Origin of the sequence: Nocardia coffeae (assembly GCF_019890715.1) — a bacterium.
Classification (GTDB): domain Bacteria; phylum Actinomycetota; class Actinomycetes; order Mycobacteriales; family Mycobacteriaceae; genus Nocardia; species Nocardia jiangxiensis.
On record NZ_JAINZY010000001.1, the window covers coordinates 1,460,543 to 1,485,652 of the forward strand.

20 protein-coding genes are annotated in these 25,110 nt (G+C 66.9%); 12 read left to right on the forward strand and 8 right to left on the reverse strand.

Going from position 1 to position 25,110, the window contains the following annotated elements; translation table 11 throughout:
* Positions 1-84: 84 nt before the first annotated feature.
* Entirely contained in the window at positions 85-1,989 is a 1,905-nt protein-coding gene (locus K7711_RS06310; protein WP_222965637.1) for a glycosyltransferase, read from the reverse strand.
* A 66-nt stretch (positions 1,990-2,055) separates the two neighbouring features.
* Positions 2,056-2,565: a GtrA family protein gene (locus K7711_RS06315; RefSeq protein WP_308014493.1), complete on the reverse strand. Its 510-nt coding sequence runs from the start codon at positions 2,563-2,565 to the stop codon at positions 2,056-2,058.
* A 264-nt stretch (positions 2,566-2,829) separates the two neighbouring features.
* Here K7711_RS06315 and K7711_RS06320 point away from each other — a divergent pair, with 264 nt between their 5' ends.
* Together K7711_RS06320 and K7711_RS06325 are read left to right on the forward strand one after the other, a co-directional pair.
* Positions 2,830-3,795, forward strand: coding sequence for a glycosyltransferase (locus K7711_RS06320; protein WP_222965639.1), 966 nt, complete (start codon positions 2,830-2,832; stop codon positions 3,793-3,795).
* Positions 3,792-5,357, forward strand: a complete 1,566-nt coding sequence (locus tag K7711_RS06325) for a DUF2142 domain-containing protein (protein WP_222965641.1) — start codon at positions 3,792-3,794, stop codon at positions 5,355-5,357. Before K7711_RS06320 ends, K7711_RS06325 begins: the two co-directional genes overlap by 4 nt.
* Positions 5,358-5,382: 25 nt before the next feature.
* Here K7711_RS06325 and rfbB read toward each other — a convergent pair whose 3' ends face one another.
* Positions 5,383-6,384, reverse strand: a complete 1,002-nt coding sequence (gene rfbB, locus K7711_RS06330) for a dTDP-glucose 4,6-dehydratase (protein WP_222965643.1) — start codon at positions 6,382-6,384, stop codon at positions 5,383-5,385.
* Between the two features lie 309 nt (positions 6,385-6,693).
* Here rfbB and K7711_RS06335 point away from each other — a divergent pair, with 309 nt between their 5' ends.
* A complete protein-coding gene (locus K7711_RS06335; RefSeq protein ID WP_222965645.1) occupies positions 6,694-7,407 on the forward strand; it encodes a DUF8020 domain-containing protein in 714 nt (237 codons plus the stop codon).
* 100 nt (positions 7,408-7,507) lie between these two features.
* On the opposite strand, the gene K7711_RS06340 is transcribed toward K7711_RS06335, so the two are convergent.
* On the reverse strand, positions 7,508-8,506 hold the full coding sequence (locus tag K7711_RS06340) for an alpha/beta hydrolase (protein ID WP_222965647.1): 999 nt from the start codon (positions 8,504-8,506) through the stop codon (positions 7,508-7,510).
* A gap of 229 nt (positions 8,507-8,735) precedes the next feature.
* Between K7711_RS06340 and rfbA the strand changes: the two genes are divergently transcribed.
* Together rfbA and K7711_RS06350 are read left to right on the forward strand one after the other, a co-directional pair.
* Complete coding sequence (gene rfbA, locus K7711_RS06345; protein WP_222965649.1) at positions 8,736-9,635, forward strand: glucose-1-phosphate thymidylyltransferase RfbA; 900 nt, start codon at positions 8,736-8,738, stop codon at positions 9,633-9,635.
* Between the two features lies 1 nt (position 9,636).
* On the forward strand, positions 9,637-10,194 hold the full coding sequence (locus tag K7711_RS06350) for a dTDP-4-dehydrorhamnose 3,5-epimerase family protein (protein ID WP_222965651.1): 558 nt from the start codon (positions 9,637-9,639) through the stop codon (positions 10,192-10,194).
* Between the two features lie 228 nt (positions 10,195-10,422).
* Here K7711_RS06350 and K7711_RS06355 read toward each other — a convergent pair whose 3' ends face one another.
* Positions 10,423-11,895: an MFS transporter gene (locus K7711_RS06355; RefSeq protein WP_235746585.1), complete on the reverse strand. Its 1,473-nt coding sequence runs from the start codon at positions 11,893-11,895 to the stop codon at positions 10,423-10,425.
* Positions 11,896-11,981: 86 nt separating this feature from the next.
* On the opposite strand from K7711_RS06355, the gene K7711_RS06360 reads away from it, so the two are divergent.
* Positions 11,982-12,383, forward strand: a complete 402-nt coding sequence (locus K7711_RS06360; RefSeq protein WP_051192484.1) for a MarR family winged helix-turn-helix transcriptional regulator — start codon at positions 11,982-11,984, stop codon at positions 12,381-12,383.
* A gap of 172 nt (positions 12,384-12,555) precedes the next feature.
* On the opposite strand, the gene K7711_RS06365 is transcribed toward K7711_RS06360, so the two are convergent.
* Together K7711_RS06365 and K7711_RS06370 are read right to left on the reverse strand one after the other, a co-directional pair.
* Positions 12,556-13,434, reverse strand: a complete 879-nt coding sequence (locus tag K7711_RS06365) for a helix-turn-helix domain-containing protein (protein WP_222965655.1) — start codon at positions 13,432-13,434, stop codon at positions 12,556-12,558.
* 185 nt (positions 13,435-13,619) lie between these two features.
* Positions 13,620-14,174, reverse strand: coding sequence for a DUF4282 domain-containing protein (locus K7711_RS06370; RefSeq protein WP_222965656.1), 555 nt, complete (start codon positions 14,172-14,174; stop codon positions 13,620-13,622).
* A gap of 353 nt (positions 14,175-14,527) precedes the next feature.
* Here K7711_RS06370 and K7711_RS06375 point away from each other — a divergent pair, with 353 nt between their 5' ends.
* A complete protein-coding gene (locus tag K7711_RS06375) occupies positions 14,528-15,013 on the forward strand; it encodes a hypothetical protein (RefSeq protein WP_040817384.1) in 486 nt (161 codons plus the stop codon).
* Between the two features lie 130 nt (positions 15,014-15,143).
* Complete coding sequence (locus K7711_RS06380; RefSeq protein WP_222965658.1) at positions 15,144-17,360, forward strand: molybdopterin oxidoreductase family protein; 2,217 nt, start codon at positions 15,144-15,146, stop codon at positions 17,358-17,360.
* A 165-nt stretch (positions 17,361-17,525) separates the two neighbouring features.
* Here K7711_RS06380 and K7711_RS06385 read toward each other — a convergent pair whose 3' ends face one another.
* A complete protein-coding gene (locus K7711_RS06385) occupies positions 17,526-18,080 on the reverse strand; it encodes a GtrA family protein (protein WP_372460100.1) in 555 nt (184 codons plus the stop codon).
* A gap of 136 nt (positions 18,081-18,216) precedes the next feature.
* On the opposite strand from K7711_RS06385, the gene dprE1 reads away from it, so the two are divergent.
* From dprE1 to K7711_RS47370, 4 genes are all read left to right on the forward strand, one after another.
* On the forward strand, positions 18,217-19,701 hold the full coding sequence (dprE1, locus tag K7711_RS06390) for a decaprenylphosphoryl-beta-D-ribose oxidase (protein ID WP_222965660.1): 1,485 nt from the start codon (positions 18,217-18,219) through the stop codon (positions 19,699-19,701).
* Complete coding sequence (dprE2, locus tag K7711_RS06395; RefSeq protein ID WP_040817310.1) at positions 19,698-20,459, forward strand: decaprenylphospho-beta-D-erythro-pentofuranosid-2-ulose 2-reductase; 762 nt, start codon at positions 19,698-19,700, stop codon at positions 20,457-20,459. The genes dprE1 and dprE2 overlap by 4 nt, the downstream gene beginning before the upstream one ends.
* A gap of 315 nt (positions 20,460-20,774) precedes the next feature.
* Positions 20,775-22,688: a galactan 5-O-arabinofuranosyltransferase gene (locus K7711_RS06400; RefSeq protein WP_222966760.1), complete on the forward strand. Its 1,914-nt coding sequence runs from the start codon at positions 20,775-20,777 to the stop codon at positions 22,686-22,688.
* Positions 22,689-22,889: 201 nt separating this feature from the next.
* Positions 22,890-25,019: a hypothetical protein gene (locus tag K7711_RS47370; protein WP_372460101.1), complete on the forward strand. Its 2,130-nt coding sequence runs from the start codon at positions 22,890-22,892 to the stop codon at positions 25,017-25,019.
* Positions 25,020-25,110 lie beyond the last annotated feature (91 nt).

A 25,110-nucleotide genomic window follows, 5' to 3' on the forward strand; every position in this document is an offset into this window, starting at 1 on the left:
CCGGGGTTAATAGGGCCCCGGCCCGCCGCAGCGAAGCGGAGGCAAATCAGACACAGCCCCGCCGCAGCGAAGCGGAGGCAGAAATTACAGCTCGTACAGGCGTTCCCAGTTTTCTCGGCTGGTGAGTTCGGGCATGGCGGTGCGGTACTGCTGGCTCAGGGCCGGGAGTTCGCGGCGCAGACGACGCAGGACGCGGATGGTGCGCAGCAGCAGGGCGCGGGCCTTGGCCTTGTCCCGCTTGCGGATTCGCACACCGGACTGCGAGGCGTCGGTGACCATGACGTGGTCGAACAGGGCCACGTGCCACCAGTGCGCGTCCTCGCGGGTGACCGCCTTGAGGCCGGGCTGGGTGCGGCCGGTCCACTGCTGGATCGCGCGCTTGATCAGCACCAGGACCGGGCGGCTCGGATCGCCGACGTCGCGGCGCACCTGGATGTCGGCGGACCGGATCGGAGCCGTCGCGGCCGGATGTTTGACCGTCTCCTCGAACTCCGAACGAGTGCCGCGCGCGGCGGCGAGGGCGTCGATTCCGCCGTCCCGCAACACCTTCGGGCCCTTCAGGAAATCCTCGATCCCCTGCAGCGTGGTGTGCACCAGGCCGTACTGCATCGCGACGAGATGTTCGGCCAGCGTCCGGAACAGCTGGCGGGTGACCGCCTTGGGATCCAGGTCCGCGTGCATCGATCCGACGATGAGCGAATTGCGCATACTGAAGTAGCGCGCCCAGTCGTCGTAGTCCTTCCAGTAGAAGTCCGCGTGCCACACCGCGGCGTTCGGCAGCGTCACCGTCACGAAACCGGCCTCACGGGCCCGGATGCCGTATTCCACGTCGTCCCACTGGAAGAAGATCGGCACCGGAAGTCCGATCCGGTCCACCACCTCGGCCGGGATCAGGCAGGTCCACCAGGCGTTGTAGCCCGCGTCGACGCGACGTTCCTGATTGCGCTTGAGCATGCTGGTGTTGCGCAGCGCCTTGGGCACCTTCTGGCCGTGCTTGAGCTCGCCCAGGTGCACCTCCTCCGCGCCGACGTTGAGGTAGTCGGGGTTGAGCAGGAACAGCATCTGCGCGCCGACCAGCGTCGGCTCCACGGTCAGATTGGCGAAAGCCTGAAGTCGCACAACGGTTTCCGGCTCGCACAGGATGTCGTCGTCCATCAGGATGATGTCGGCGTGCTCCGAACCGGTGAAACTGCCCGACGCGGACACCTCGTACAGTCCGCGCGTGAATCCGCCCGCGCCACCGAGATTGGGCTGCCGGATGTAGTGCAGCTTCTCGCCGAACCGCGGTGCGGTCTCCTGGTACAGCGGACGGTTCTCGACCAGATCAGTGCCCTGATCCACCACGTACACCGCGGTCAACGCGGACAGCACCACCGGATCCGAGGCCAGCGCGGCGACGGTGTGCGCGCAGTCCTGCGCGCGGTTGAACGTGCAGATCGCGATGGCCACCGGGCGGACGCGCTCGGGCGCGGGCGCGGTCCAGGCGAGTTCGGTGATGCCGAGTTCCCCACCGACAGCGTCGAATTCGAGCCACAGCGCACCGCCGTCGACGTACTGGTCCAGCGGTGCGCGCAGCACCACGCGGCCGTCGCCGGAGACGTCGGCGGAGTCGATGATGCGGCGATGCCCGGCGATGTCGGAGGCGGCCAGGCGGATACGCGCCCGATCACCCACCTCGAGGGTCATCGCGACCTCGACCTCGGTCACGGTCGTCCACCGCTGCCAGTAACTGGCCGCGAACCGGCCGAAATAGGTGTTGGTGTGCGCGCTCGCGCCCTTGTCCAGCCGTAACGACTGCCGCTCGCGCTGCGATTTGCCCTTGACCACGGCGTATAGTTCGTCGCTGATCTTGGGCGCCGGTCCGGTGAACACGCCGCGCGCCAACACCAACCGGTCCGGGGCCAGGTTCTCCGTGGCCCGCGCCTCGGGCGCGGGGGTGACGGAGCGCGGGTCGTTCTCGGTCACGGCCTGGCCAGCCGACTGTTCCATACTGGATTTCCCTCTGTGTTTCGTCTGCTAGGTGATTCCTGTGCGACGGCAATCATTATCGCCGACTCACGCGTCCGCGTCGGGCCGGGCTGCCGACGCGCCGGTGAACACGAATTTGTCGTATGCCCAATAGCGAAAAATCACGGCCACGATCTGACCGATGAGTGTGCCGGAGATGTTGTCCGACAGCGGTGTCGAAAGATGCAGCACATACCGGGAAAACCCCAGGCAGCCGAGCTGCAACGCGATGGCGATCAGGTTGAACACGGTGTACAGCACATATTCGCGTGCCGCGCTGCCACCCTTCTTGTGCGCGAAGGTCCACCATTTGTTGCCGAAATAGGTGACCACGGTCGCAACCGCGATCGCGATGATCTTCGCGACCAGCGGCGAGTGGTACAGCACACCGTGACCGCCCCAGAACACCAACAGGTTGTAGGTGCCCGCATCGACCAGGAACCCGATCGCGCCGACCACCAGAAACGCTCCGCCGGTACGCAATGCGGCGATCAACTTGCCGAGCAGGGCACCACCCGATTTCTCGGTTCCCTCGGTCACCGTCTCACTGCCAGGCACGCTGCCATCATGGCCTCCGCTTCGCTCCGGCGTGTTCGCGGCCCCCCAAGTCTGGTCGTGCCGCGAACCTCGGGGCCGGCGTTGTCCGGGTGTATCGGAACCAGGTGGGCGGGTTGTGGAGTCACTACCCGTTCGGTGCGCTGGGTGTCGTCGAAGGTCGGGCACAGCTCTTATACAGGGTTACCGGGCGGGGGTTTTCGCGGGCGCTGTAATCTCCCGGTGTTGTGTTTCGTCGGCCGATCAAAATACCGAGGGATTGACGGGGTGGACCCCACCGAATTTCGCATCGCCGCCGTGGTGCCGTGTCATAACGAAGAAGCCGCGGTCGCCAAGGTCGTCAGCGACCTGAAGGCCGCCGTGCCGGACATCGTCGTCTACGTCTACGACAATCTGAGCACCGACGGCACCGCCGACCGGGCCCGCGAGGCGGGCGCGATCGTGCGCACCGAGACGACCAAGGGCAAAGGCAACGTGGTCCGGCGTGCCTTCGCCGATATCGAAGCCGACATCTATCTGATGATCGACGGCGATGACACCTACGACGCCGCCGCCGCACCCCGGATGATCGAGGCACTGCTGTCCGGCCCCTACGACCATGTGCTGGGCGTGCGCCGCGAGGACGCGGGCGCCTCGGCCTACCGCGCCGGTCACGAAACGGGCAACAAAGTGCTCAACGGCGTGGTCGGCAAGGTGTTCGGTGAGAACGTCGAGGACATGCTCTCCGGCTATCGGGTGTTCTCGCGCCGATTCGTCAAGAGTTTCCCGGCGGTCTCGCGCGAGTTCGAGATCGAAACCGAACTCACGGTGCATTCGCTGCATCTGCGAGTGCCGCAGACCCAGGTCCCGGTCGGTTTCCGCGATCGGCCCGCGGGCAGTGAGAGCAAACTGCGCACCTACCACGACGGCTTCAAGATCCTGGCGTTGATCGTCGGCCTGGCCCGGCACGAGCGCCCGGTCGCGTTCTACGGGCTGTTCGGCACGCTGGCGTGGCTGATCTCGATCATCCTGACGGTGCCGATCATCGTGGAGTTCTACGAGATCCACCAGGTGCCGCGATTCCCGACGCTGTTCCTGGCCTTCACCCTGCTGCTGCTCGGCAGTCTGGCCTGGACCGCCGGCCTGATCCTGGACGGTATCCGCCGGTCCCGGCACGAGGCCGCGAGACTGATGTACCTGCGCTATTCGGCGGTGGGCGCCGCGGTGCCCGAACATGCCGGGCAGGCGAGATGACCACCCAGGCCGAGCCCGAAGCCGACAACTCGCCCGCCGACGACGCCGGGCACACCGACACCAAGTCGGATGATGCTGTGCCACACGAGGATTCGTCCTCGACGTCGAGCCGTACGAGTGCGGTGGTGTGCTGGGCGCAACGGCACCTGGGCATCGGCACGGTCGCCTTCCTGCTGATCGCCACGGTCTTCGGCGCGGTGTTCACCGCCGTCACGCCGCCGTTCTGGGGACACGACGAGCTCACCCAGTTCGGCAGGTCCTATCAGGTCGCACACGGCGGCTTCGGGCCGGAGCGGATCGCGGATTCGCGCGGGGTGGCCTACGGCGGGCAGATCCCGGTCAGCATCGACGCGCTGATGGATTACGCGTTCAAGGACTACAACCGCAGGCCGCCCGAGCCCGCCCCGCTGTCCGCCGGTCGCGCGCAGTACGACCGGCTCGGGGACGCGCCGGTGTCCTCGGCGACCAAGCAGATGTGGTTCACCAACACCGCGGCCTACTCTCCGGTTCCGTACGTACCCGCGGCGGTGGGCCTGCGCATCGCGGAGGCCGCCGGGCTGAACGTCGGGCTGACGGTCCTGCTGACCAGGCTCGCCGGACTGCTCGCCTATCTGGTGCTCGTCGCGTTCGGGCTGCGCGCGTTGCGCGGGTATCGGGTGCAGTGGCTGGCGTTCACCGTGGCGGTGCTGCCGATCGCACTGTTCCAGGCCGGCACGGTCACCGCCGACACGATCACCAACGCGCTGGCCGTGCTGGTGTCCTGTCTGCTGGTGAAGGGCCTGTTCCTGAACGCCCGGCTCTCCCGCGGCGAGATGGTCGCGGCGCTGTTCACCGCGATCGCGCTACCACTCAGCAAACCCACCTATGTGCTCCTCGCGATGCTGGTCGCGCTGATTCCGGCCCGGCAGTACGGCTTGCGCCGCGCGCTGCGCTGGATCCCCTGGTTCTTCGCGATTCTCGGTGCGGCGCTGTTCGCGGTGTGGATGAAGATCGCCGCGCCGACCACCGAGGGTATGGGCCTGATGCGGCCGCCCGCCCAGTGGTATTCGGTGCGGACGGGCGATCAGCTGCACTTCATCCTCGAACATCCAGTGCAGTTCACGCAGATCTTCGTGCACAGCATCTGGCTCCGGGATCAGCACTGGTTCATCCAGTTCTTCGGTGAGCTCGGCTTCTCCTACGTGGAGGTTCCGGCGCTGTCGATCCTGGCCTGCCTGCTGGCCTTCGCGGTGAGCGCCGGGATCGCCGAGCGGATGTCCGCCGCGCACCTGCGCACCGCGATCGTCGCGCTGGTGATCGTGGCGAGCGTCGCGATGATCTACGTGACGCTGTACATGTCCTTCTCACCGGTCGGGTTCTACCTGCTCGACGGGGTGCAGGGTCGCTACTTCGTCCCGCTGGCCATCGTGGGCCTAGCGGTGCTGCTGCGCTGGATGCCGTTGCGGCTGGCCGACTCGACCGGTCGCACACCGGCGCGCGGCCCGGCCGTGGTGATCGTCGTGGCGACGGTTGTGGCGCTGGTCGCCGCGATCCTGAAGTACCGCTACATGGTCTGGGGCTGAGCCCGGGAATTCGCGGTGGGAGCGATCACAGCACCCGCTCCCCCGCTTCGACATAGGCGTTTTCCACGGCGGCTTTGCCGGGCCGCCACCAGGTTTCGTTCTCGCGATACCACCCGATGGTGGCGGCCAGCCCGGCGCGGAAATCGCCGTACCGCGGTTCCCAGCCGAGTTCGGTGCGCAACAGGCTCGCATCGATGGCATAGCGACGGTCGTGTCCGGGCCGATCGGTGACGTGGTCGAAATCGCCGGGATCGCGGCCGAATTCGGTCAGAATCAGCTGTACCACGGATTTGTTGTCGAGCTCCCCGTTCGCGCCGATCAGATATGTCTGTCCGATTCGCCCGAATTCCAGAATCGTCCAGACCGCTCGGTTGTGGTCCTCGACGTGAATCCAGTCCCGGATCTGATTCCCCGCGCCGTACAACCGCGGCCGCACACCATCGATGAGATTGGTGATCTGGCGTGGAATGAACTTCTCCACGTGCTGATACGGACCGTAATTGTTACTGCAGTTGGAGATCGTCGCGCGCACCCCGAACGAGCGCACCCAGGCTCGCACCAGCATGTCGCTCGAGGCCTTGGACGCCGAATAGGGACTGGACGGATTGTAGGGAGTGCTCTCGGTGAATGCCGGATCCTCGGCGTCGAGGTCGCCGTAGACCTCGTCGGTGGAGATGTGGTGATACCGCACGTCGTGCCGCCGCACCGCCTCGAGCAACGTATAGGTGCCGACGATATTGGTCTGCACGAACGGCCACGGCCGGGCCAGGGAGTTGTCGTTGTGCGATTCCGCGGCGAAGTGCACGACCGCGTCCGCGCCGCCGACCAGGCGATCCACCAATTCCGTGTCGGCGATATCGCCGCGCACGAACTCGATTCGATCGGCGATCGAATCCAATGAGGCGCGGTTACCGGCATAGGTGAGCGCATCGAGTACCACCACGCGGATATCCGGACGTTCCGCGACGGTGTGCTGGACGAAGTTCGCACCGATGAATCCGGCGCCTCCGGTAATGAGCAATCGCACGGTCACCGATCATATCGGCCGAGTGGATACCCGGCGTGCGCGTGGTGTCAATACCCCATTCAGATCAAGTTTCCAGCACTGAATGCCTTCATTGGCTGTGATGTTCGCCACACTGAGTCCTGGGTCACCGGCCCGATAGACCCCTGAAAACCGCACGCGCGCTGCGTTTTTCCGCAAACGCACAGACCGCTGGTACCGCTCGGTGAACAGAATTTGAATTAACGGTCACAGCCGATTCACCGCACGTTAGCTGACCTGGATTTCGATTTCCATGTCCCCCCGATTCGAAACCACCGAGGTTCCACGAACATGTTGATGAGGAAATTCGCCGCGACGTCGGCCCTGGTGATCGCCGCGCTCGGCATCACCGCCGGTACCGTCAACGCGGCCCCGGCCGCCGCCGACAAGGGCGCGGTCGACTACAAGGCCACCACCACCAAGACCGCCACCATCATCAAGACCGATGCCGGTTCGATGGACGTCGAGAACGGCGTCTTCAAGATCAAGGCCGCCAGCGGCAAGGTACTGGCCGGAACGCCACTGAACTTCCGGGTGGACGACTTCGTGTTCCCGATCGCGGCGAACATCGCGGATCACACCGCGACCCTGACCCCGCAGTTCGATATGCAGCACGCGGTCTACAAGCCGGTCGACCTGCCCTACCAGGACAGCGCGCCGTGGAAGACCCCGTACGACCGTGAGCAGGCGGCGTTCAACCGCATGAAGGACACCATCTCCACCGGCGCCACCATCGGCACCCTGGTCGGTGGCCTCAGCGGCGGCGCGGTCGGTTGCGTCCTGGGCGGCATCGCCGGTGCGACCGTCGCGGCCGCGGCCATCGTCGGCCTGTTCGGCGGCTTCATCCCGGCCGCCGCTGTCGGCTGCCTCGGTGGCATCATCGCCGTCGGCGCCCTGGGCACCCTCGCGGGCCAGTTGCTGGTGACCGCTCCCGTCGCGATCGCGGCTGCGGCGCAGTACTTCACCACCATCAACGCGCCGTTCAACGCACCCAAGACCAAGTAATACCGCTCGAAACGAACAGCACCCCCGCACGAATCGACAGTGCGGGGGTGCTTTCTCATTCAGGTCGTGCGGCTGCGGCGTTCGAGCAGCACGCGCACTCTCATGCCGTGCGAGCGGGCGATTCCGCCTCGATCCGGGCCCGCACGAAACGCGCCACCCGGCCCAGCACCGACCGGCTCTCGGGCATGTTCGGCAGGATGCTCATGAACGCGTGCACCTGACCGCGCCACAACTCCAGGGAGTTCGGCACCCCGGCCGCGGTGAGCCGTTCGGCCATCAATTCGCAGTCGTAGCGCAGCAATTCGTCCTCGCCGACGACCAGCAGCGCCGGCGGCAGACTCGCCAGCGCGCCGTTGACCGGCGAGAGCGCCGGATCCAGCCGACCCTGGACCTTCGCGCCGTATTCGACCACCTGCTCGAGTCCGGACAGCGGGATGTAGGGGTCGCGGTGGACGTTGACGTAATCGCGTTTGGCCGCACAGTCCAGATCCAGCAGCGGGGACAGGCCGACCAGTCCGGCCGGGCTCGGCAAACCGGCCGCGACCGCGCGTAGCGCGGTCGCGAAACTGAGATATCCACCGGCCGAGTCGCCGGCGAAGACGATCTTCGCGGGATCGGCCCCGTGCCGCAGCAGCCAGCGGTACGCGGTCAGGCAGTCCTGGACCGAATCGGCGATGGATGTGCCCGGCAGCTGGCGGTATTCGACGTTGACCACCGCGAGGCCGGTACGCCGGGCCAGGGCGGCCGCGACCGGACGATGCGTATCCAGGCCACACAGGAAGAATCCGCCGCCGTGCATGTACATGACCGCGCCGTCGCGCAATGCCTTGCGGGCTCCGGCGGGACGCAGGATCTCCATCCGGAAACCGTTGAGCCGCACCTGTTCTCGTTCCACACCCGACGGTCCCGGGCGCAGTGTGGACAGTCCGTCCACGAGCATTCGGGCGAGCGGCATGGTCAGCGGGGTGACCGGATAGTGCCGTACGAACGGTGCGACGACCCCTCGGCAAGCGAACAGCAACATTCGGGAAGTCAGACTGCTTCCATCCGGATTCGCCACGACACCCGGGCCGGATTCCAGCACTCGCACGGTCGCCATCACGCACCTACCTCACTCCGGGCGCGCCGCATTACCAGCAACCGGAGTTCCGGCGGCGAGTTGTCGGCGCTGACATCTCACACAGTGCCATTTCAGAGGACCACGGAAACGTGATCCCCGCAATATCAATCGACCGCATCGAGTCCCGCGTAACCCGCCGTGACAGTTTCGCCGCCGAGTCGGAACCTCACCGAGCCCTATCTCGCGGCAGCTGGCAGACTCGTGTGACATGCGCGGAATCATCCTGGCCGGTGGCACCGGAACACGGCTGCACCCGATCACGCGCGGGGTGAGCAAACAGCTGGTCCCGGTCTACGACAAGCCGATGGTGTACTACCCGCTCTCGACTCTGATGCTCGCCGGTATCCAGGACATCCTGATCATCACCACGCCCGAGGACGCCCCGTCGTTCACCCGGCTGCTGGGCGACGGGTCGCAGTTCGGCATCGCGATCAGCTACGTCGTCCAGCCCGAGCCGGACGGGCTGGCGCGGGCGTTCGTGCTCGGCGCGGATCACATCGGCCATGAGCCGGCCGCACTCGTGCTGGGCGACAACATCTTTCACGGCCCCGGCCTGGGCACCCGGCTGCGCCGGTTCCACCGGATCACCGGCGGTGCGATCTTCGCCTACCCGGTGTCCGATCCCACCCGCTACGGCGTGGTCGAATTCGCCGACGGCCGTGCGATTTCCATCGAGGAGAAGCCCGCGAAGCCGCGGTCGAGCTACGCGATCCCGGGGCTGTACTTCTACGACAACGACGTCGTGGCGATCGCCCAGGGCCTACGCCCTTCCGCGCGTGGCGAATACGAGATCAGCGATATCAACCGGATCTATCTGGAACAGGGCAGACTCCGGGTGGACGTGCTGGCCCGCGGCACCGCCTGGCTCGACACCGGGACGTTCGATTCGCTGCTGGACGCGGCCAACTACGTCCGTACCATCGAGGAACGTCAGGGCCTGAAAATCGGTGCGCCCGAAGAGGTCGCGTGGCGGATGGGCTATATCGACGACGATCAGCTCCTGCGGCTGGCCGAACCGCTGACCCGTTCGGGCTACGGCGAGTATCTGCTCGGCCTGCCCGCGCGCGGACGCGAGCCGAGTCCGCCGGAATACGAACAGGATTGGTGATATGCAGATTCGCGAGTTGTCCGTCCCCGGCGCCTGGGAGTTCACCCCTCGCCTGCTCGGTGACGATCGCGGGATCTTCCTCGAGTCGTTCAAGGCTTCGGAGTTCGAGAAGGCCGTCGGGCGGCCGTTCGATCTGCGGCAGGTGAACACCTCGGTGTCCGCGGCCGGGGTGCTGCGCGGCATCCACTACACCGAAACTCCGCCCGGACAGGCGAAATACGTGACCTGCGTACACGGTGCGTTCCTGGACGTCATCGTGGATCTGCGCCCCGGCTCCCCCACCTTCGGCACCTGGGACTCCGTGCTGATCGACGACACGGACCGCCGCTCGGTCTACCTGTCCGACGGCCTCGGCCACGCCCTGCTCTCCCTCGCGAACGGCTCCACCGCCACCTACCTCTGCTCCCTGGAGTACTCCCCCGAATTCGACCGCGACCTGGACGCTTTCGACCCGGACCTCGCCATCGACTGGCCCACCACCGGCCGCGACGGCCAACCCCTCACCTACGTCCGCTCCCCGAAGGACGCGGCGGCCCCGAGCCTGCGCAGCTTGCTGTAGTTTTGGCCTCCGCTTCGCTCCGGCGTGTTCGCGGCCCCCGAAGTCTCACCGCTCGGCCCCGTGTCGGGCACTCGTTCCTCGCACCCGCCACGCGTCCGAACGGCGAGACGGGCCGCGAACCAGAGGTTGACGTTGTCCGAGGTATTGGAACCAGGTGCGCGGGCCGCAAATACCAACTCGGTGGACGAATCATGTTCGTCCACCGAGGGGGTTGCCCGATCATGGGATTCAGGCGGCTGCGAGTTCCTCCCGAGGCTCGTCGTCGAGGTCCCGGACAGGTTCGTCCGCTCGGCGGGTGGGCAGGAAGTGGGTCAGCGCCACGAGTGCGCCGATGAACGCCACCACGCCGACGAAGATCAGGCCCGGACGGTAGCCGCTCAGGACGGCAGCGGGTGAGGTGTCGGTGTGTGACCCGGAGGCGATGATCGCGGTGTTGACCGCCAGGATGATCGCCGCGCCCACCTGCATCGAGGTTTGCAGCACGCCGGCGGCCAGGCCCTGTTCGTCGTCATCGATGCCGGCGGTGGCCTGGATGTTGATCGACGGGAAGCCGATCCAGCCGATGCCGACCAACATGACCGCAGGCAGGATGACCGTCAGATAGGACGGGTGCGTGTCCACCCGCAGGAACAGCAGGTAGCCGATGCTCATCGCGATCATGGTCACCGCGATGATCGGGCCGGTGCCGAACCGGTCGACCAGCTTGTCGGAGAACACCGAGGACAGCGCCACCAGCAGACCCACCGGCAGCAGGCCCATGGCCAGTTGCAGCGGCGACCAGTGCAGCGTGTCCTGTAGATACAGCGTCACGATGAACTGCCAGCTGAAGTAGGACCCGGCCAGTGCGACGATCACCAGACTGGCCCGCACCAGCGTCGCGCGGCGCAGGATGCCGAGCCTGATCAGCGGATGCCGCACCCGCTTCTCCACCGCCACGAAGCCGACGAACAGCGCCGCCACCGCCGCGAACGAGCCGATCGTACGGGCCGAACCCCATCCGGCCTGCGGTGCGGAGACCACTGTGTACACCAGCAGCAGCATGCCCGCGGTGGACAACAGCGCGCCCAGCAGATCGTGTCCGCCCTCCTCCGCGCGGCGGTCGCGCGGCACCAGGATCAGTGCGGCGATCAACGCGGCCAGGGCGATCGGCACCGGCAGCAGGAAGGTCCAGCGCCAGCCCAGCCCGGTCATCAGGCCGCCGAACACCAGGCCCATCGAGTAGCCGCCCGCGCCGAACACGGTGTAGATGGACAGCGCCCGGTTGCGGGCCGGGCCCTCGGCGAAGTTGGTGGTGATGATGGACAGGCCGGTCGGCGCGGTGAACGCCGCGGCCAGCCCCTTGACGAAGCGGGTCGCGATCAGCAGTGCGGCCGAGCTGACCAGCCCGCCCGCGAGCGAGGCCAGCGCGAACACGCCCAGCGCGATCAGGAAGACGCGGCGGCGGCCGAGCAGGTCGGCGGTGCGCCCGCCGAGCAGCAGCAGCCCGCCGTAACCCAGCACGTAGCCGCTGACCAGCCACTGCAGGGTCGAGGTGCCCAGATGCAGATCTTTACCGATGGACGGCAGGGCGACGCCGATCATCGAAACGTCGAGTCCGTCGAGGAACAGCACGATGCACAGCGTGATCAGCATGCCCCACAGGCGTGCCGACCACCGGGAATCGGCAGCGGAGCTTGCCGAGAACGTTGCCGTGGAAGTCATGACACGGAACATTACTTGCGCGTGCATTAATTGTGCAAGCATTTAATGCGTTTGCATTGTTCGGCTCGCAGCACTAGGATGGCGACATGACAAAGGCGTCGACAGCGTCAGCGCCGCGAGCGGCAGCACCCACCGCACTGGTGGGGCAATGGCGCGAGCTCCTGGACAAGCACGCGACGGTGTCCTGCGCTCTGGAGAAGGAGTTGCAGCACCGGCACCGCATCGGTCTGAGCGAATTCGAAACGCTCGACCGCCTGGTCGACGCCGACTGCGAGACCTATCGGATGAGCGATCTGGCCGCCGACATCTACCTGAGTCAAAGCGCCCTGTCCCGCGCGGTCGCCCGCCTCGAGCGCGACGACCTGGTCAGCCGCAGCATGTGCAGCGACGACCGCCGCGCCATCTTCGTCTGCCTCACCGACAAGGGCCGCGCCGTGCACGCGGAGTCGGCCCGCACGCACCGAGAGGTGCTGTCCGAGCTCCTGTGAGCTCCCCCGCCTCTCCGCGACTTCAGCGGGTCGTCGGGGGCACAGGGACTTTCGCGTCGGGCCGGGGGTTGAGAGCCGATTGCGTTCTGGGCGTACCCGGGGAGTTACCGATGTTCTTACGAAACCAGTTGTTGCGGTGGCGCACTCGAGACAGCAGGGCGCAGGCGGAGGGTTATGCGCTCAGACCCGCGCGGGCCTGTTCGAGTGGTTCGCGCGCGTCGATGGTGACCGAGCGGATGCTCTCGAAGGCCTCGCGGTAGCGGGTGATGTCCTGTTCTTTGTCGAAATACGCGGTGCCGGTGTAGTTCTGGACGAACACGACCGGGGGTTCGGCGAGTTCCCCTGCGGCATCGTCGAATTCGAGTAGTGCGAAGCGACCCGAGTCCATGCCCTCGTGATAGCCGGAATCGGTTGGCACGACCCGGATCTCGATATTCGGTAACTCGCACAGGCGACGCAGGTGGTCGAGCTGGGCGGCCATCACGCCGGTGCCGCCGATGCGATGCCAGAGCAACGCCTCGGTGATCATCGCTTCCAGCCGAAGCGGATTCGGGCTGCGGGTCAGCACCGACTGACGGGCCAAGCGCACCGCCACCCGCCGATCGACGTCGATCTGGGAGATGTCCGGGCGCGCGCCGGTCAGCACCGCGCGAGCGTAGTCCGGGGTCTGCAACAGGCCGGGGACCAGCTCGTTCTCGTAGGTGGCCAGGCGGGTGGCGGCCTCTTCCAGGCCGAGATACACCTCGAAACCCTCGGCGATCACGTCGCTGTACTCGGTCCACCAGCCGCGCGCCTTGGTCTCGCGGGCCAGCGCGATGAGCGGTTCGGCCGATTCCGCGGACGCGCCGTAGATCTTGCACATGGCCTCGACATCCAAGCCGCGCAACGACGTTTGCCCGGTTTCGATGCGCCAGATCTTGGCCTCGGACCATTCCAGCCGCTGTGCCGCCACCCGCGTGGTCATCCGGGCCCGGTTGCGCAGATCACGCAGGCGGCGGCCCAACTGGCGGCGGGGCATCGTCGAACCGGTGATCCCGTGCGGTAGGCCCATGTACTTCCCCCTGCGTCACGTGCGCCGATCGCACTCGCTCCATCGCGGCACGCCGAACGGCAAAACCCTTATGCGGTACCGGATTCGGCTTGCCGGACCCGAGCTCGGATTGTCGCACAACAAAACGATCTCCCGATATAGGGTGTGGCGCATTCACGCCAACCTCACAGATGAGCCAACCAGGGTTATTTTCGCGGGGCGCGCTTGCGGAACCGCCAGAACTGCACCGCCCGTACATCCTCGGACAACTGGTTGACCGGTGCGGCCACATCGGACAGCGCCTGGAACAGATCGTCAGCGAGTTCGGTGATGTGCTCCACACGTCCGGCCAGGCGCGCGGCGTTCACCAGGAACTCCAGCGCCAACCGCACCACCGCCGCGATCGTGAGTCCCAGCGGCACCGCCACCACCACCAGAAATACGATCCCCAGCGGTAGTGAGAGCCGCCACAGCAGCACCGTCAGCACGGTCGGCACCGCGAGAGCGAAGGCCAGACCCAGGATGTAGGCCAGCGGCAGCAGGGTGCGCGTCGCGGGCCGGGCGAACTGCACGTCGAGCAGGGCCCGCGCGGCGGAGGCACACCACTCGCGGAATGCCCCCGGACTGCGGAACGGCTCCGCCCGCGGCTCCTCACTCGCATTACGGGAACGCAACGGCAGCCGCTGTGCCACGGATTCACGCCAGGCGAGGTACTCCTCGTCCGGATCCACGGTCACCGGTTCGCCGGTGTCATCGGTCATATCCGTGATCCTCTACCCGCCCGCAGCCTGCGGCAATGCGGCGGCTCCCAGCAAGCGTTAAGAAATCCGTTGGGAATCTGCCAGTCCCAACGGATTTGATTCACAGGCAGCACCTCGGAGATTCACAGGCAGCAGCGCGAAGGTAGGAGCCATGACAGCCGGAGGCAACACCGTCGAGGTCATAGCGGTTACGAATCAGACCGCCGATCTTGTGATGAATTCTACGGCTGGCGAAAAAGTTTCGAGGATATGTAACACCGCGGATGCTGCCGCCCGATATCACTCGTGACCAGCTGGTGACAGCAGCAAGACCTCAAAGCAGGACTAGATCTACCCGGGGAATGGAGAAGACAGTGCGTACGACGTTTCCGACTTCCGTCAAGGCGGCCGAGCGTGCCGCTAGCGCGCAGGACTACATCCAGCGCGGCTGGACGGTCGCCGAAACGGCCAACGGCATCTGCCTGATCACCGACGAGGATGTATCGGGCATCGAGGTCACCGGCGAACTCGCCGCGGCCGTGCGCCGGTTCTTGCGAGCGAACGATCTGACGGGTCCGGTCATCGAGATTCCGGGCGCCGAGCGCCGCGAGATCCATCTGGTCACCGGAGTCGCCAAGGCCGCCATGGCCGTCGAGGCGCTGCGCAGGGCAGGCGCGATCGTCCACACCGACGGCGCGGGCATCCCGCTGCCGCCGACCCAGCTCTCGACCGGCGACGCCTGCTGGGGCGTCGCCCCGAGCGAGGCTCGCTGGATCCCGCCGGTGGTCGCGCTGGGCGCGGCCGTCCGTTCGGCCACCACCGGCCGACGCAAGCCGCAGCTGGCCCGCATCGCGAGCTGAGCCGGGCCGAAGGACCAACAACGCTGAATTTCTGACAACAAAGCCGCGAGAACCACCCGGTTCTCGCGGTTTTGTGTTGTGGATGGCCGTTTACATATCCGCAGTCGGCGGTGCGGGTGATGATGGGGATATGACGGATGTCACCACTGCGCATCGCACCCTGTTGCGCACCTGCCCGCTGTGCGAGGCCGTGTGCGGACTCGAACTCACCCTCGACGCCGAGGATCACGTCGTCGGCGTGCGCGGGGATCGGGCGGATCCGTTCAGCCGCGGATTCCTGTGCCCGAAGGGGGCGAGTCTGGGACATCTGGACGCCGACCCGGACCGGCTCACCGAACCCATGATCCGCGATCGCGCCGACGACAGCTGGCGCACCGCCTCCTGGCAGGAGGCGTTCGATCTGATCACCGAACGGATTCCGGCGCTGGTCCAGGAATTCGGGCGTTCGGCCACGGCGCTGTATCTGGGAAATCCCAACGCCCACACCGTCGCCGGGGCACTGTACGTCCCGGTGCTGATCCGCGCGTTGAGCACGCGCAACCTGTATTCGGCCAGTACCGCGGACCAGATGCCCAAACAGGTCGCCAGCGGGCTGATGTTCGGTGATCCGCTGACCGTGCCGGTGCCGGATCTGGACCGCACCGACTACCTGCTGATGCTCGGGGCGAATCCCCTGGAGTCCAACGGATCACTGTGCACCGCGCCGGACTATCCGGGACGGCTCAAGGCGCTGCGCAAGCGCGGCGGACGGTTCGTGGTGGTGGATCCGCGGCGCACGCGCACCGCGAAACTGGCCGACGAACATCTGTTCATCCGTCCCGGCAGCGACGCCTATCTGCTGTTCGGGATCGTGCACACCCTCTTCGCGGAGAATCTCACGCAGATCCGCGTGCCGGTCGACGGGCTGGCGGAGGTGCGCTCGGCCGCAGCCGATTTCACCCCCGACGTGGTCGCCGAACGCACCGGCGTCCCCGCGGACACCGTGATCCGGCTGGCGCGCGAACTCGCCGCCGCGCCCAGCGCCGCGGTCTACGCGCGCATCGGGACGTGCACCGCCGAATTCGGCACGCTGACACAGTGGCTGGTGGACGTGATCAACGTGCTCACCGGCAATCTGGATCGTCCGGGCGGGGCGATGTTCGCCACCGCCGCCGCACTCGGCATCGTGCGCACCCGGCCGTTCCGGCTCGGCCGCTGGACCACCCGCGTGCGTGAATTGCCCGAAACCATGGGCGAATTCCCGATCGCGGCGCTCGCCGAGGAGATCCGCACACCGGGTAAGGGGCAGATCCGGGCGCTGATCACCGTCGCCGGGAATCCGGTGCTGTCCGCACCCGGCGGCGCCCGGCTCGCCGAGGCGCTCGCCGACCTGGAGTTCATGGTGAGCGTGGACCGATACCTCAACGAGACCACCCGGCACGCCGATGTGATCCTGCCGCCACCGCGCACCGTGCAGTCGCCGCACTACGATTTCGCGCTGCTGCAATTCGCGGTGCACAACTACGCGCGCTACTCCCGGCCGCTGGTTCCGCTGGGCGACGCGGTGTCGGAGGCGGAGATCCTCGCCCGGTTGGCGACGGCAGTTTCCGGTCAGCAACCCGAACCGACCCGCGATCCGATCGCCGCCGTGGACGAATTGGTCATCGCCGGAACGCTGCACAAGGCCGGACTGCTCGAACGTCGCGAGGAGCTGCACGGCGAGAACAGCACCGAACAGCGCATCGACATGATGCTGCGCCTGGGCCCGTACGGCGAATGGAACTCCGCCGCGGCCCCCGAGGACGCCGCCGTCCGCCACGATCTGAATCTGCAAGTGCTGCTGGACAATCCGCACGGCATCGACCTGGGACCGCTGCGTCCGCGCCTGCCCGGCGTGCTGCGCACCGCCTCGCGCCGCGTGGACCTCGCACCGCAGCCGCTGCTGGACGACCTGTCCCGGCTGCGCGAACGCCTCGCCGACACCGCACCCGAACTGCTGCTCATCGGCCGCCGCCAACTGCGCTCCAACAACAGCTGGATGCACAACATCCCCACCCTGGTCGGCGGATCCAACACCTGCACCCTGCACATCCACCCCGACGACGTCGAACGCCTCGGCCTGACCGACCGCGCGGTGGTGAAATCCGCCGCGGGCACGGTCACCGTCCCGCTCGAACCGACCGAGGAGATCATGCCCGGCGTGGTCAGCCTCCCGCACGGCTGGGGCCACGAGGCGAACAACACCCAATCGGTCGCCCGCACCCATCCCGGAGTCAACGCCAACATCCTGACCGACGACACACTGGTCGACGTCCCCTCGGGCAATGCGGTGTTCAACGGCGTCCCGGTAACCCTGACACCCGCCTGAGCCATCCGACAGCAACCGTCGCCCGACAGAATCACTGATCTCGCGAGACCATGGGTAACTCCCCGGGCACGCCCGAAAGGTAATCCGGCTCTCGACCGCCGGCCCGAGGCCCCGAGTCTCCACGCTCCCAACGGCCCGCTGAAGTCTCGGGGAGGCGGGCGAGCCCTAGCGCATCTTGAAGATGACCGCGCGCTGCACGACGAAGTTGATCACCGTCGCGACGCCCTGGGCGATGACGAAGGCGACCAGCACCGCGAGCGCCACCTGGTGGCCCGCGATGCTCAGCTTCATCGCTGGCAGCGTCGTGTTCAGCAGCGCGTTGATGCCGACCTGGGCGGCGAAGGTGATGGCGTAGAGCACGACCACAGCGATGAACCGGGCGCGGCTGGGTTCGGCCTTGAACGTCCAGCGACGGTTGATCAGATACGCCGTCGTGGTGCCGACGATGAAACTGCAGGCCTTGGCGATGTCGCGGTCGAAGCCCACGACCTTCCACAACACCAGGTAGAGCCCGAAATCCACGACCGCCGACAACACACCGGTCAGAATGAACCGGATGATCTGCGTCAGCAGATCGACATCCGTGCTCGGTTCGACTCGGTGCTCCAGGGGCCCTACGTGGTTACGCAAGCTGCCTCCTTCGGGCCTGCCTTGCTCGCCGCCGGGCTCGTCGACCAGAGGCAGTTCGGGCGGCAGAGGCAGGTGGGGTTCCGCGGTCACGGGCACGAGCGTAGCGGTCCGGACTCGTGGGCGGGATCCAGTGACCACCCAGCACACTGTGACCTCGGTTCCGATCCGGGCAGGGCGGTGGTGACACCCGATCCTTCCTCCGGCGATACCTGTAGCCTCTATCCCGATGTCCACGAAAGCTCAGACCTCAACAGCCGCGGATCCGGCCGCCAGTGAGGGCGGCGAACCGCAGATCGGCAGCGCCGAGTCGCAGGGATCACCAGCACTCGCCACGCACACCCGTCGGCTGACCGGGTGGGGTCGCACCGCGCCAACCACCTCCGAAGTGCTCACGACCGGTGATCCGGAAGTGATCGCCCGAGCCGTCGCCATGGTCGCCGAGGACAACGAGTCCAAGCCCGCACACCTGCGCCGCGGCGTCATCGCCCGCGGCCTGGGCCGTTCCTATGGCGACCACGCGCAGAACGCGGGCGGTCTGGTCGTCGACATGACAGCGATGAACCGCATCCACCGCATCGACCGCGACACCCACATGGTCGACGTCGACGGCGGCGTCAGCCTGGATCAGCTGATGAAGGCGGCGCTGCCGTTCGGGCTGTGGGTTCCGGTGCTGCCGGGCACCCGGCAGGTCACCATCGGCGGCGCGATCGCCTCCGACATCCACGGCAAGAACCACCACAGCGAAGGCAGCTTCGGCAATTGGGTTCGCTCGATCGAGCTGCTCACCGCCGATGGTCAGGTGCAGCACGTCACGCCCAAGCGCAACGCCAAGTTGTTCTGGGCGACGGTCGGCGGCAACGGGCTGACCGGCATCATCCTGCGCGCGAGCATCGAGATGGCGCCGACCGAGACGGCCTACTTCATCAACGACGGCCTGAAGACCGCGACGTTGGACGAGACCATCGCCGCGCACAGCGACGGCAGCGAGGCGAACTACACGTACTCGAGTGCGTGGTTCGACGTGATGAATCCCGCGCCGAAACTGGGCCGGGCCACCATCACCCGTGGACGCCTGGCGAAGCTGGACGAACTGCCGAAGAAGAAGCAGAAGGCTCCGCTGAAATTCGATGCGCCGCAGTTGCTCACGGTGCCGCCGATCTTCCCGAGCTTCACCGCGAACCGGCTCACGCTGGGTGCGGTCGGCGAGGCGTACTACGCGATGGGCGGCAACTACACCGGCAAGATCCAGAACCTGACGCAGTTCTATCACCCGCTGGACATGGTCGCGGAATGGAATCGCGCCTACGGTCCGGCCGGATTCCTGCAGTACCAGTTCGTGGTGCCGACCGAGGCGGTCGACGAGTTCAAACGGATCATCATCGACATCCAGGCATCCGGGCACATTTCGGCGTTGAACGTTTTCAAGCTGTTCGGCCCGGGTAACCCGGCTCCGCTGAGCTTCCCGATGCCCGGCTGGAACATCTGCTGCGATTTCCCGATCCGGCCCGGCCTCAACGAGCTGGTGAGCGATCTGGACCGCCGCGTCATGGAATTCGGCGGGCGGCTCTACACCGCGAAGGACTCCCGGACCACCGCGGAGGCCTTCCACAAGATGTACCCACGGATCGACGAGTGGATCAAGATCCGCCGAAGTGTCGATCCCACAGGCGTTTTCATGTCCGATATGGCGAGAAGGCTGGAGCTGCAGTGATCAACGCCGTAGGTAACCCGCAGACGATTCTGCTCCTGGGCGGCACCTCGGAAATCGGCCTGGCGATCTGCGCCGAGTACCTGAAGAAGGGTCCGGCGCGCATCGTGCTGGCCGCGCTGCCGAACGATCCGCTGCGCGCGGACGCGGTCGCGCAGATGGAGGCCGCGGGTGCGTCGGCGGTCGAGGTCGTCGACTTCGACGCCCTGGACACCGAGAGCCACGCCAAGGTGATCGACGCGGCGTGGAGCACGGGCGACGTCGACGTCGCCATCGTCGCGTTCGCCCTGGACGGCGATCCCGAGGAACTCTGGCAGAACCAGGCCAAGGCCGTTCGGGTGGCGCAGGTCAACTACACCGCGTCGGTGTCGGTCGGTGTGCTGCTGGGCGAGAAGATGAAGGCGCAGGGCTTCGGGCGGATCATCGTCATGTCCTCGGTCGCCGGTGAGCGCGTGCGTCGCTCCAACTTCGTCTACGGCTCCACCAAGGCCGGACTGGACGGGTTCTACCTGGGCCTCGGAGAGGCGCTGCGCCCGCACGGCCCGCGCGTGACGGTCATCCGCCCCGGCATGGTGCGCACCCGGTTCTCCGCGCACGTCAAGGAGGCCCCGCTCACCGTCGACAAGGAAGACATCGCGACGCTCGCGGTCTCGTCCGCGCAGAAGGGCCGCGAACTGGTTTGGGCCCCCAACCAGTTCCGCTTCGTCATGATGATCCTGCGCCACATCCCGCGCCCGATCTTCCGGCGTCTGCCGATCTAGCCGCAGATCCCGATCCAGCACCACAGATCCCGGGGCGTCGAAACGCTCCGGGATCTCGTGCATATCGGGACCGAACCGTTCGACGGACACCGAACCGACCTCGTCCACCGGCGTGATGACGAGTGGCTAGGCTGACGCCCGGCGACGGACGCTCACCGCAGCGTGGCGAGAAGACTTTTCCGGAGGCACAGTGCACAGGATCGGGCAGTTCCCGGTATGCGGCTCACCCGCGCGACGATTCGGCGGGGATCGCCCGGCCGGGGTCGTGGTGGGGACGCTGTGATGAGTGCGGTGCGTTCGGCGGGGCGGTTCTCGATGGTCGGGCGGCGGATCGGTGGGGCCGTCGGCGACGGCGTGCTCGCGACGGTGGTTGCCGTCGTCGTGGCTCTCGTCGGGCTCGAAGCGTTCTCGATGGTGCACTGGCCGGCGTTCAACGCGTCCAACGTGACTCGCGCGATTGCGACCGTCGGACAGGTGGGGGCGGCGGTACTGCTGATCGCCGCGGTGACGCTGATGCGGCTACGGCGGTGGCCGTGGCTGGCGAAAGTGCTGTCGTGGGCAGGGATTTCGGCGTTCGTCACGGTAACGCTCGGAATGCCGCTGGCGGCCACCAAGTTGTATCTGTACGGAATTTCGGTGGATCAGGAGTTCCGGACCGAATATCTCACGCGGCTCACCGATTCCGCGGCGCTGCACGATATGACCTACGCGGACCTGCCGCCCTACTACTCGGCCGGCTGGTTCTGGCTCGGCGGTCGGGTGGCGAGCGTGCTCGGGATGCCGGGGTGGGAGGCGTACAAGCCGTGGGCGATCGTCTCGCTGGCGGTCGCCTCGGTGCTGGCATTGGTCCTGTGGTCCAAGCTGATTCGCGCGGACTGGGCGGTCGGGGTGGCCGCGGCGACCACCGCGGTGATGGTGGCCTATGCCTCGCCGGAGGCGTACAGCGCGGTTCTGGTGGTGTTGTTCGCGCCGGCGATGGTGCTGGCGTGGGGTGCGCTGCACCGGCCGCAGACCGCCGAGGACGTCGCGACCGCGGGCGGTTGGGGAGCGGTCGTCGGCACCGGGATCTTCCTGGGCGTGTCGGCGATGTTCTACACGTTGTTCTTCGGCATCGCGGTATTCGCGGTGTGCCTGATGGCGCTGTTCGCGTGGATCGCGGCGATTGCACGACGACGCCGGGACGGGGATCGGGCGGGCGTGTGGTGGCTGCGCCCGGCGTGGCCGATCCTGTTGCGGCTCATCGTGATCGGCGTCATCTCCGGGGTGCTCGGCCTGATCACCTACGGGCCCTACCTGCTGAAATCGCTGAGCGGGCAGATGTCCAACGCCGCACTGCACTATCTGCCCGAGGCGGGCTCGCAGCTGGCCTTCCCGATGTTCCAGTTCTCCCCGCTCGGTGTGCTGTGCCTGATCGGCACGATCTGGCTGGTGCTGCGGGCGGCGAGTTCGCGGCGGGCGCAGTCGCTGGGTATCGCGGTCGTGGCGATCTACCTGTGGTCGCTGCTGTCGATGACCGCGACGGTCGCCGGGACGACCCTGCTGGCCTTCCGGCTCGAACCGATCCTGCAGGTGCTGCTGGCCTCGGCCGGGGTCTTCGGATTCGCCGAGGGAACCCGCGCGGTGTACCGATCCCTCAACGAGCCCAAGCGGTTCCGCGCGGTGACCGTGGTGGTCGGGGTGGTCGGCGCGCTCGCGTTCACCCAGGACATTCCGAGCATTCTGAACACCGAGATCACCACCGCCTACACCGATACCGACGGTGACGGCGTGCGCGCCGATCAGCGCAGCCCGTCGGCGGTATCGCACTATCACGACGTCGATGCGGCACTACTGGCCCAGACCGGGCGTCCGCGTAACCAGACCGTGGTCCTGACCGCGGACACCAGTTTCCTGTCCTACTACCCGTACTACGGTTTCCAGGCGCTGACCCCGCACTACGCGAACCCGCTGGCCGACTTCTCCGCCCGCGCCGACGAGATCACACGCTGGAGCAAGCTGAAGTCCCCGGCCGAACTCCGCGACGCGCTCGCGCACTCCCCCTGGCGCGCGCCGGATGCCTTCCTGTTCCGCACCAGCGACGACAGCTACACCCTGCGCCTGTCCTCGGATGTGTATCCGAACGATCCGAACGTGCGGCGCTACTCGGTGACGTTCCCGAAGACGTTGTTCGCTGATCCGCATTTCCGAATCACCGATATCGGGCCCTTCACGCTGGTCGTCGTCCGATAACACTCCCGCGATAACGCCTCTACCTGGTGTTTCATCCTGCCGACAGCGACATGGTGGCGATGCACACACACTCGGCAGCCTGTGCATAACCTTGTGGAAGAGGGCATTTTCTTGTGGATAACTCCCCGCCCGATCTGCGGGCAGCCCGGCTACGCAGGTAGCCTGGGCCGCTGATCGCGATCGGCAAGAGGAGTTCTACCAGTGGTATCGGGGCGGGCATCGGATCCAACCGACCAGACGGCGGGAGGCGCCGGAGCCGCGGTTCTGGATCGGCCCACAGCGGGCGACGAGGTCGCCCCGCACGGACGGCGGCTCGCGCTGTCGCGCGCCGACCTGGTCATCGGCGCCGTCTATCTGGTCCTGGCCACCTACGTCCTGTCCGGTCAGTGGCGCGACACCCACAACGGTTACCTGGTCAAGAGCGGGCAGGACCAGTTCATGTGGGAATGGTTCTTCGCCGAGACCGCCCACGCGATCGCCCATCTGCAGAATCCGCTGGGCACCCACCTGCAGAACTTCCCCGACGGCGTGAACATGATGGCCAATACGGCCATGTTCGGCGTCGGCGTACCGCTCATCCCGGTCACCATGCGGTTCGGTCCGACGGTCACCTTCGTTCTGGTCCTCACGCTGGGCCTGTCCGGCACCGCCTTCGCCTGGTACTGGCTGTTCTCCCGCGAACTGGTGCGCTCACGCTTCGCCGCGGTCGTCGGCGGCCTGTTCGGCGGCTTCGCCCCGGCGATGATCTCGCACGCCAACGCCCACCCCAATTTCGTCCTGCTCGCCGCCCTGCCCGCCATCGCCGCCCTGCTCATCCGCATGGCCCGCCGCACCCTCGCCGAGGACTCCGCCCCAGACAACACCGGCACCAGGTTCGCGGCCCGTCTCGCCGTTCGGACGCGTGGCGGGTGCGAGGAACGAGTGCCCGACACGGGGCCGAACGGCGAGACCAAGGGGGCCGCGAACACGCCGGAGCGAAGCGAAGGCAATCACACACAGTTCGCGGCCCGTCTCGCCGGTCGGACGCGTGGCGGGTGCGAGGAACGAGTACCCGACACGGGGCCGAACGGCGAGACTCCAGGGGCCGCGAACACGCCGCAGCGAAGCGGAGGCAAATCAAACGTAGCTCTGTTGGCCGCGCTGCTCACGTTGCAGATCGCTCTCGGCGAGGAACCGCTGCTGATCTTCTCGCTCGGGTTCGGGGTGTTCGTCCTCGTGTACTACCTGCATCGGCCGCGAGCCGGACTGCGGGTGCTGCGCGGGCTGGCTCCCACGGTGGTGGCGGCTGCGGTGATCACGGTCGCGCTCACCGCGATACCGCTGTGGTGGCAGTTCTGCGGACCGCAGAGTTACGGCTCCATCGATCATGGGCCGATGGGAAACGACGTGAAGACGCTGGCGCAGTTCCCGTCCGAATCGCTGGGCGGGGAGTTCGCGCCGGGACAGAACGTCGCGATCAACCCCACCGAACAGAACGCGTATTTCGGCTGGCCCCTGCTGATTCTGGTGGCGGTGGCCGCAATACTGCTGTGGCGCAGGCGCGATCGGTCGGGTCAGGAGCGCGCGGGATATCGCGTGGTGCGCGCGGGCACGGTGGTGATCCTCGGTTTCGGCGTGCTGTCCCTGGGCTCACCGGCGATGTTCGGCACGCACAAGACCGGAATCACCCTCCCATGGCATTGGCTGGCGAACCAGCCCCTGCTGGACACGATGCTCGAGACGCGCTTCAGCATGGCCGCCGTCCCGGCGATCGCCGCGATACTCGCGCTGGCCACCGAACGCGCACTGGCCTATTGGCAGGTTTCGCTGACCGAACCGCGGCCGCTGATCTGGTTCGCCGCCCTGGCCCTGGCGCTGGTCCCGCTGGCCCCGACGATCCTGCCGGTCACCCACCGCCCGGCGGTACCGGCCTTCTTCACCGACGGCACCGTGAAACGCTATGTCACCGACGGCTCGGTGGTCATCGCACCGCCGCCGACCCGCCTCGATGCGAGCCCGCTGCGCTGGCAGTACGCGGCGAACTTCGACTTCCCCATCGCCGGAGGCTATTTCGTCGGCCCGATGGCCGACAAGAAGGGCGGCTACGGCCCCATCGACCGCCCCACCGCGGGCCTGCTCATGGACGTCAAGCGCACCGGCCACCTTCCCCGCATCGACGCCGCCACTCGCGAACGAGCTCGAAAAGACCTGCGCTACTGGAACGCCGACATCGTCGTCCTCCCGCCCACGCGCAACGCCGACGCCCTGCAGGACGCCCTCAACCAATTGCTGGACGTGCCAGAGCAATACGTCGACGGCGTCCGGCTCTGGGATGTGCGCGGACTCAGCTGATTCCCACGGTCCGGGCGAACCAGCAGGCACGCGCACCTCGCCGCCCACGACATCGGGCACAGGCAACGCCGACGGAACCTGCACCTCGCTT

Coding starts and splice junctions, on each gene's coding strand:
- K7711_RS06370 (WP_222965656.1), bottom strand. CDS start 14,174: ATGACCGATGACACCGGCGAACCGGTGACCGTGGATCCGGACGAGGAG.
- K7711_RS06380 (WP_222965658.1), top strand. CDS start 15,144: ATGACGGATGTCACCACTGCGCATCGCACCCTGTTGCGCACCTGCCCG.
- K7711_RS06350 (WP_222965651.1), top strand. CDS start 9,637: ATGCAGATTCGCGAGTTGTCCGTCCCCGGCGCCTGGGAGTTCACCCCT.
- K7711_RS06310 (WP_222965637.1), bottom strand. CDS start 1,989: ATGGAACAGTCGGCTGGCCAGGCCGTGACCGAGAACGACCCGCGCTCC.
- K7711_RS06365 (WP_222965655.1), bottom strand. CDS start 13,434: ATGGGCCTACCGCACGGGATCACCGGTTCGACGATGCCCCGCCGCCAG.
- K7711_RS06335 (WP_222965645.1), top strand. CDS start 6,694: ATGTTGATGAGGAAATTCGCCGCGACGTCGGCCCTGGTGATCGCCGCG.
- dprE1 (WP_222965660.1), top strand. CDS start 18,217: ATGTCCACGAAAGCTCAGACCTCAACAGCCGCGGATCCGGCCGCCAGT.
- K7711_RS06325 (WP_222965641.1), top strand. CDS start 3,792: ATGACCACCCAGGCCGAGCCCGAAGCCGACAACTCGCCCGCCGACGAC.
- K7711_RS06400 (WP_222966760.1), top strand. CDS start 20,775: ATGGTCGGGCGGCGGATCGGTGGGGCCGTCGGCGACGGCGTGCTCGCG.
- rfbA (WP_222965649.1), top strand. CDS start 8,736: ATGCGCGGAATCATCCTGGCCGGTGGCACCGGAACACGGCTGCACCCG.
- K7711_RS06355 (WP_235746585.1), bottom strand. CDS start 11,895: ATGACTTCCACGGCAACGTTCTCGGCAAGCTCCGCTGCCGATTCCCGG.
- K7711_RS06340 (WP_222965647.1), bottom strand. CDS start 8,506: ATGGCGACCGTGCGAGTGCTGGAATCCGGCCCGGGTGTCGTGGCGAAT.
- K7711_RS06360 (WP_051192484.1), top strand. CDS start 11,982: ATGACAAAGGCGTCGACAGCGTCAGCGCCGCGAGCGGCAGCACCCACC.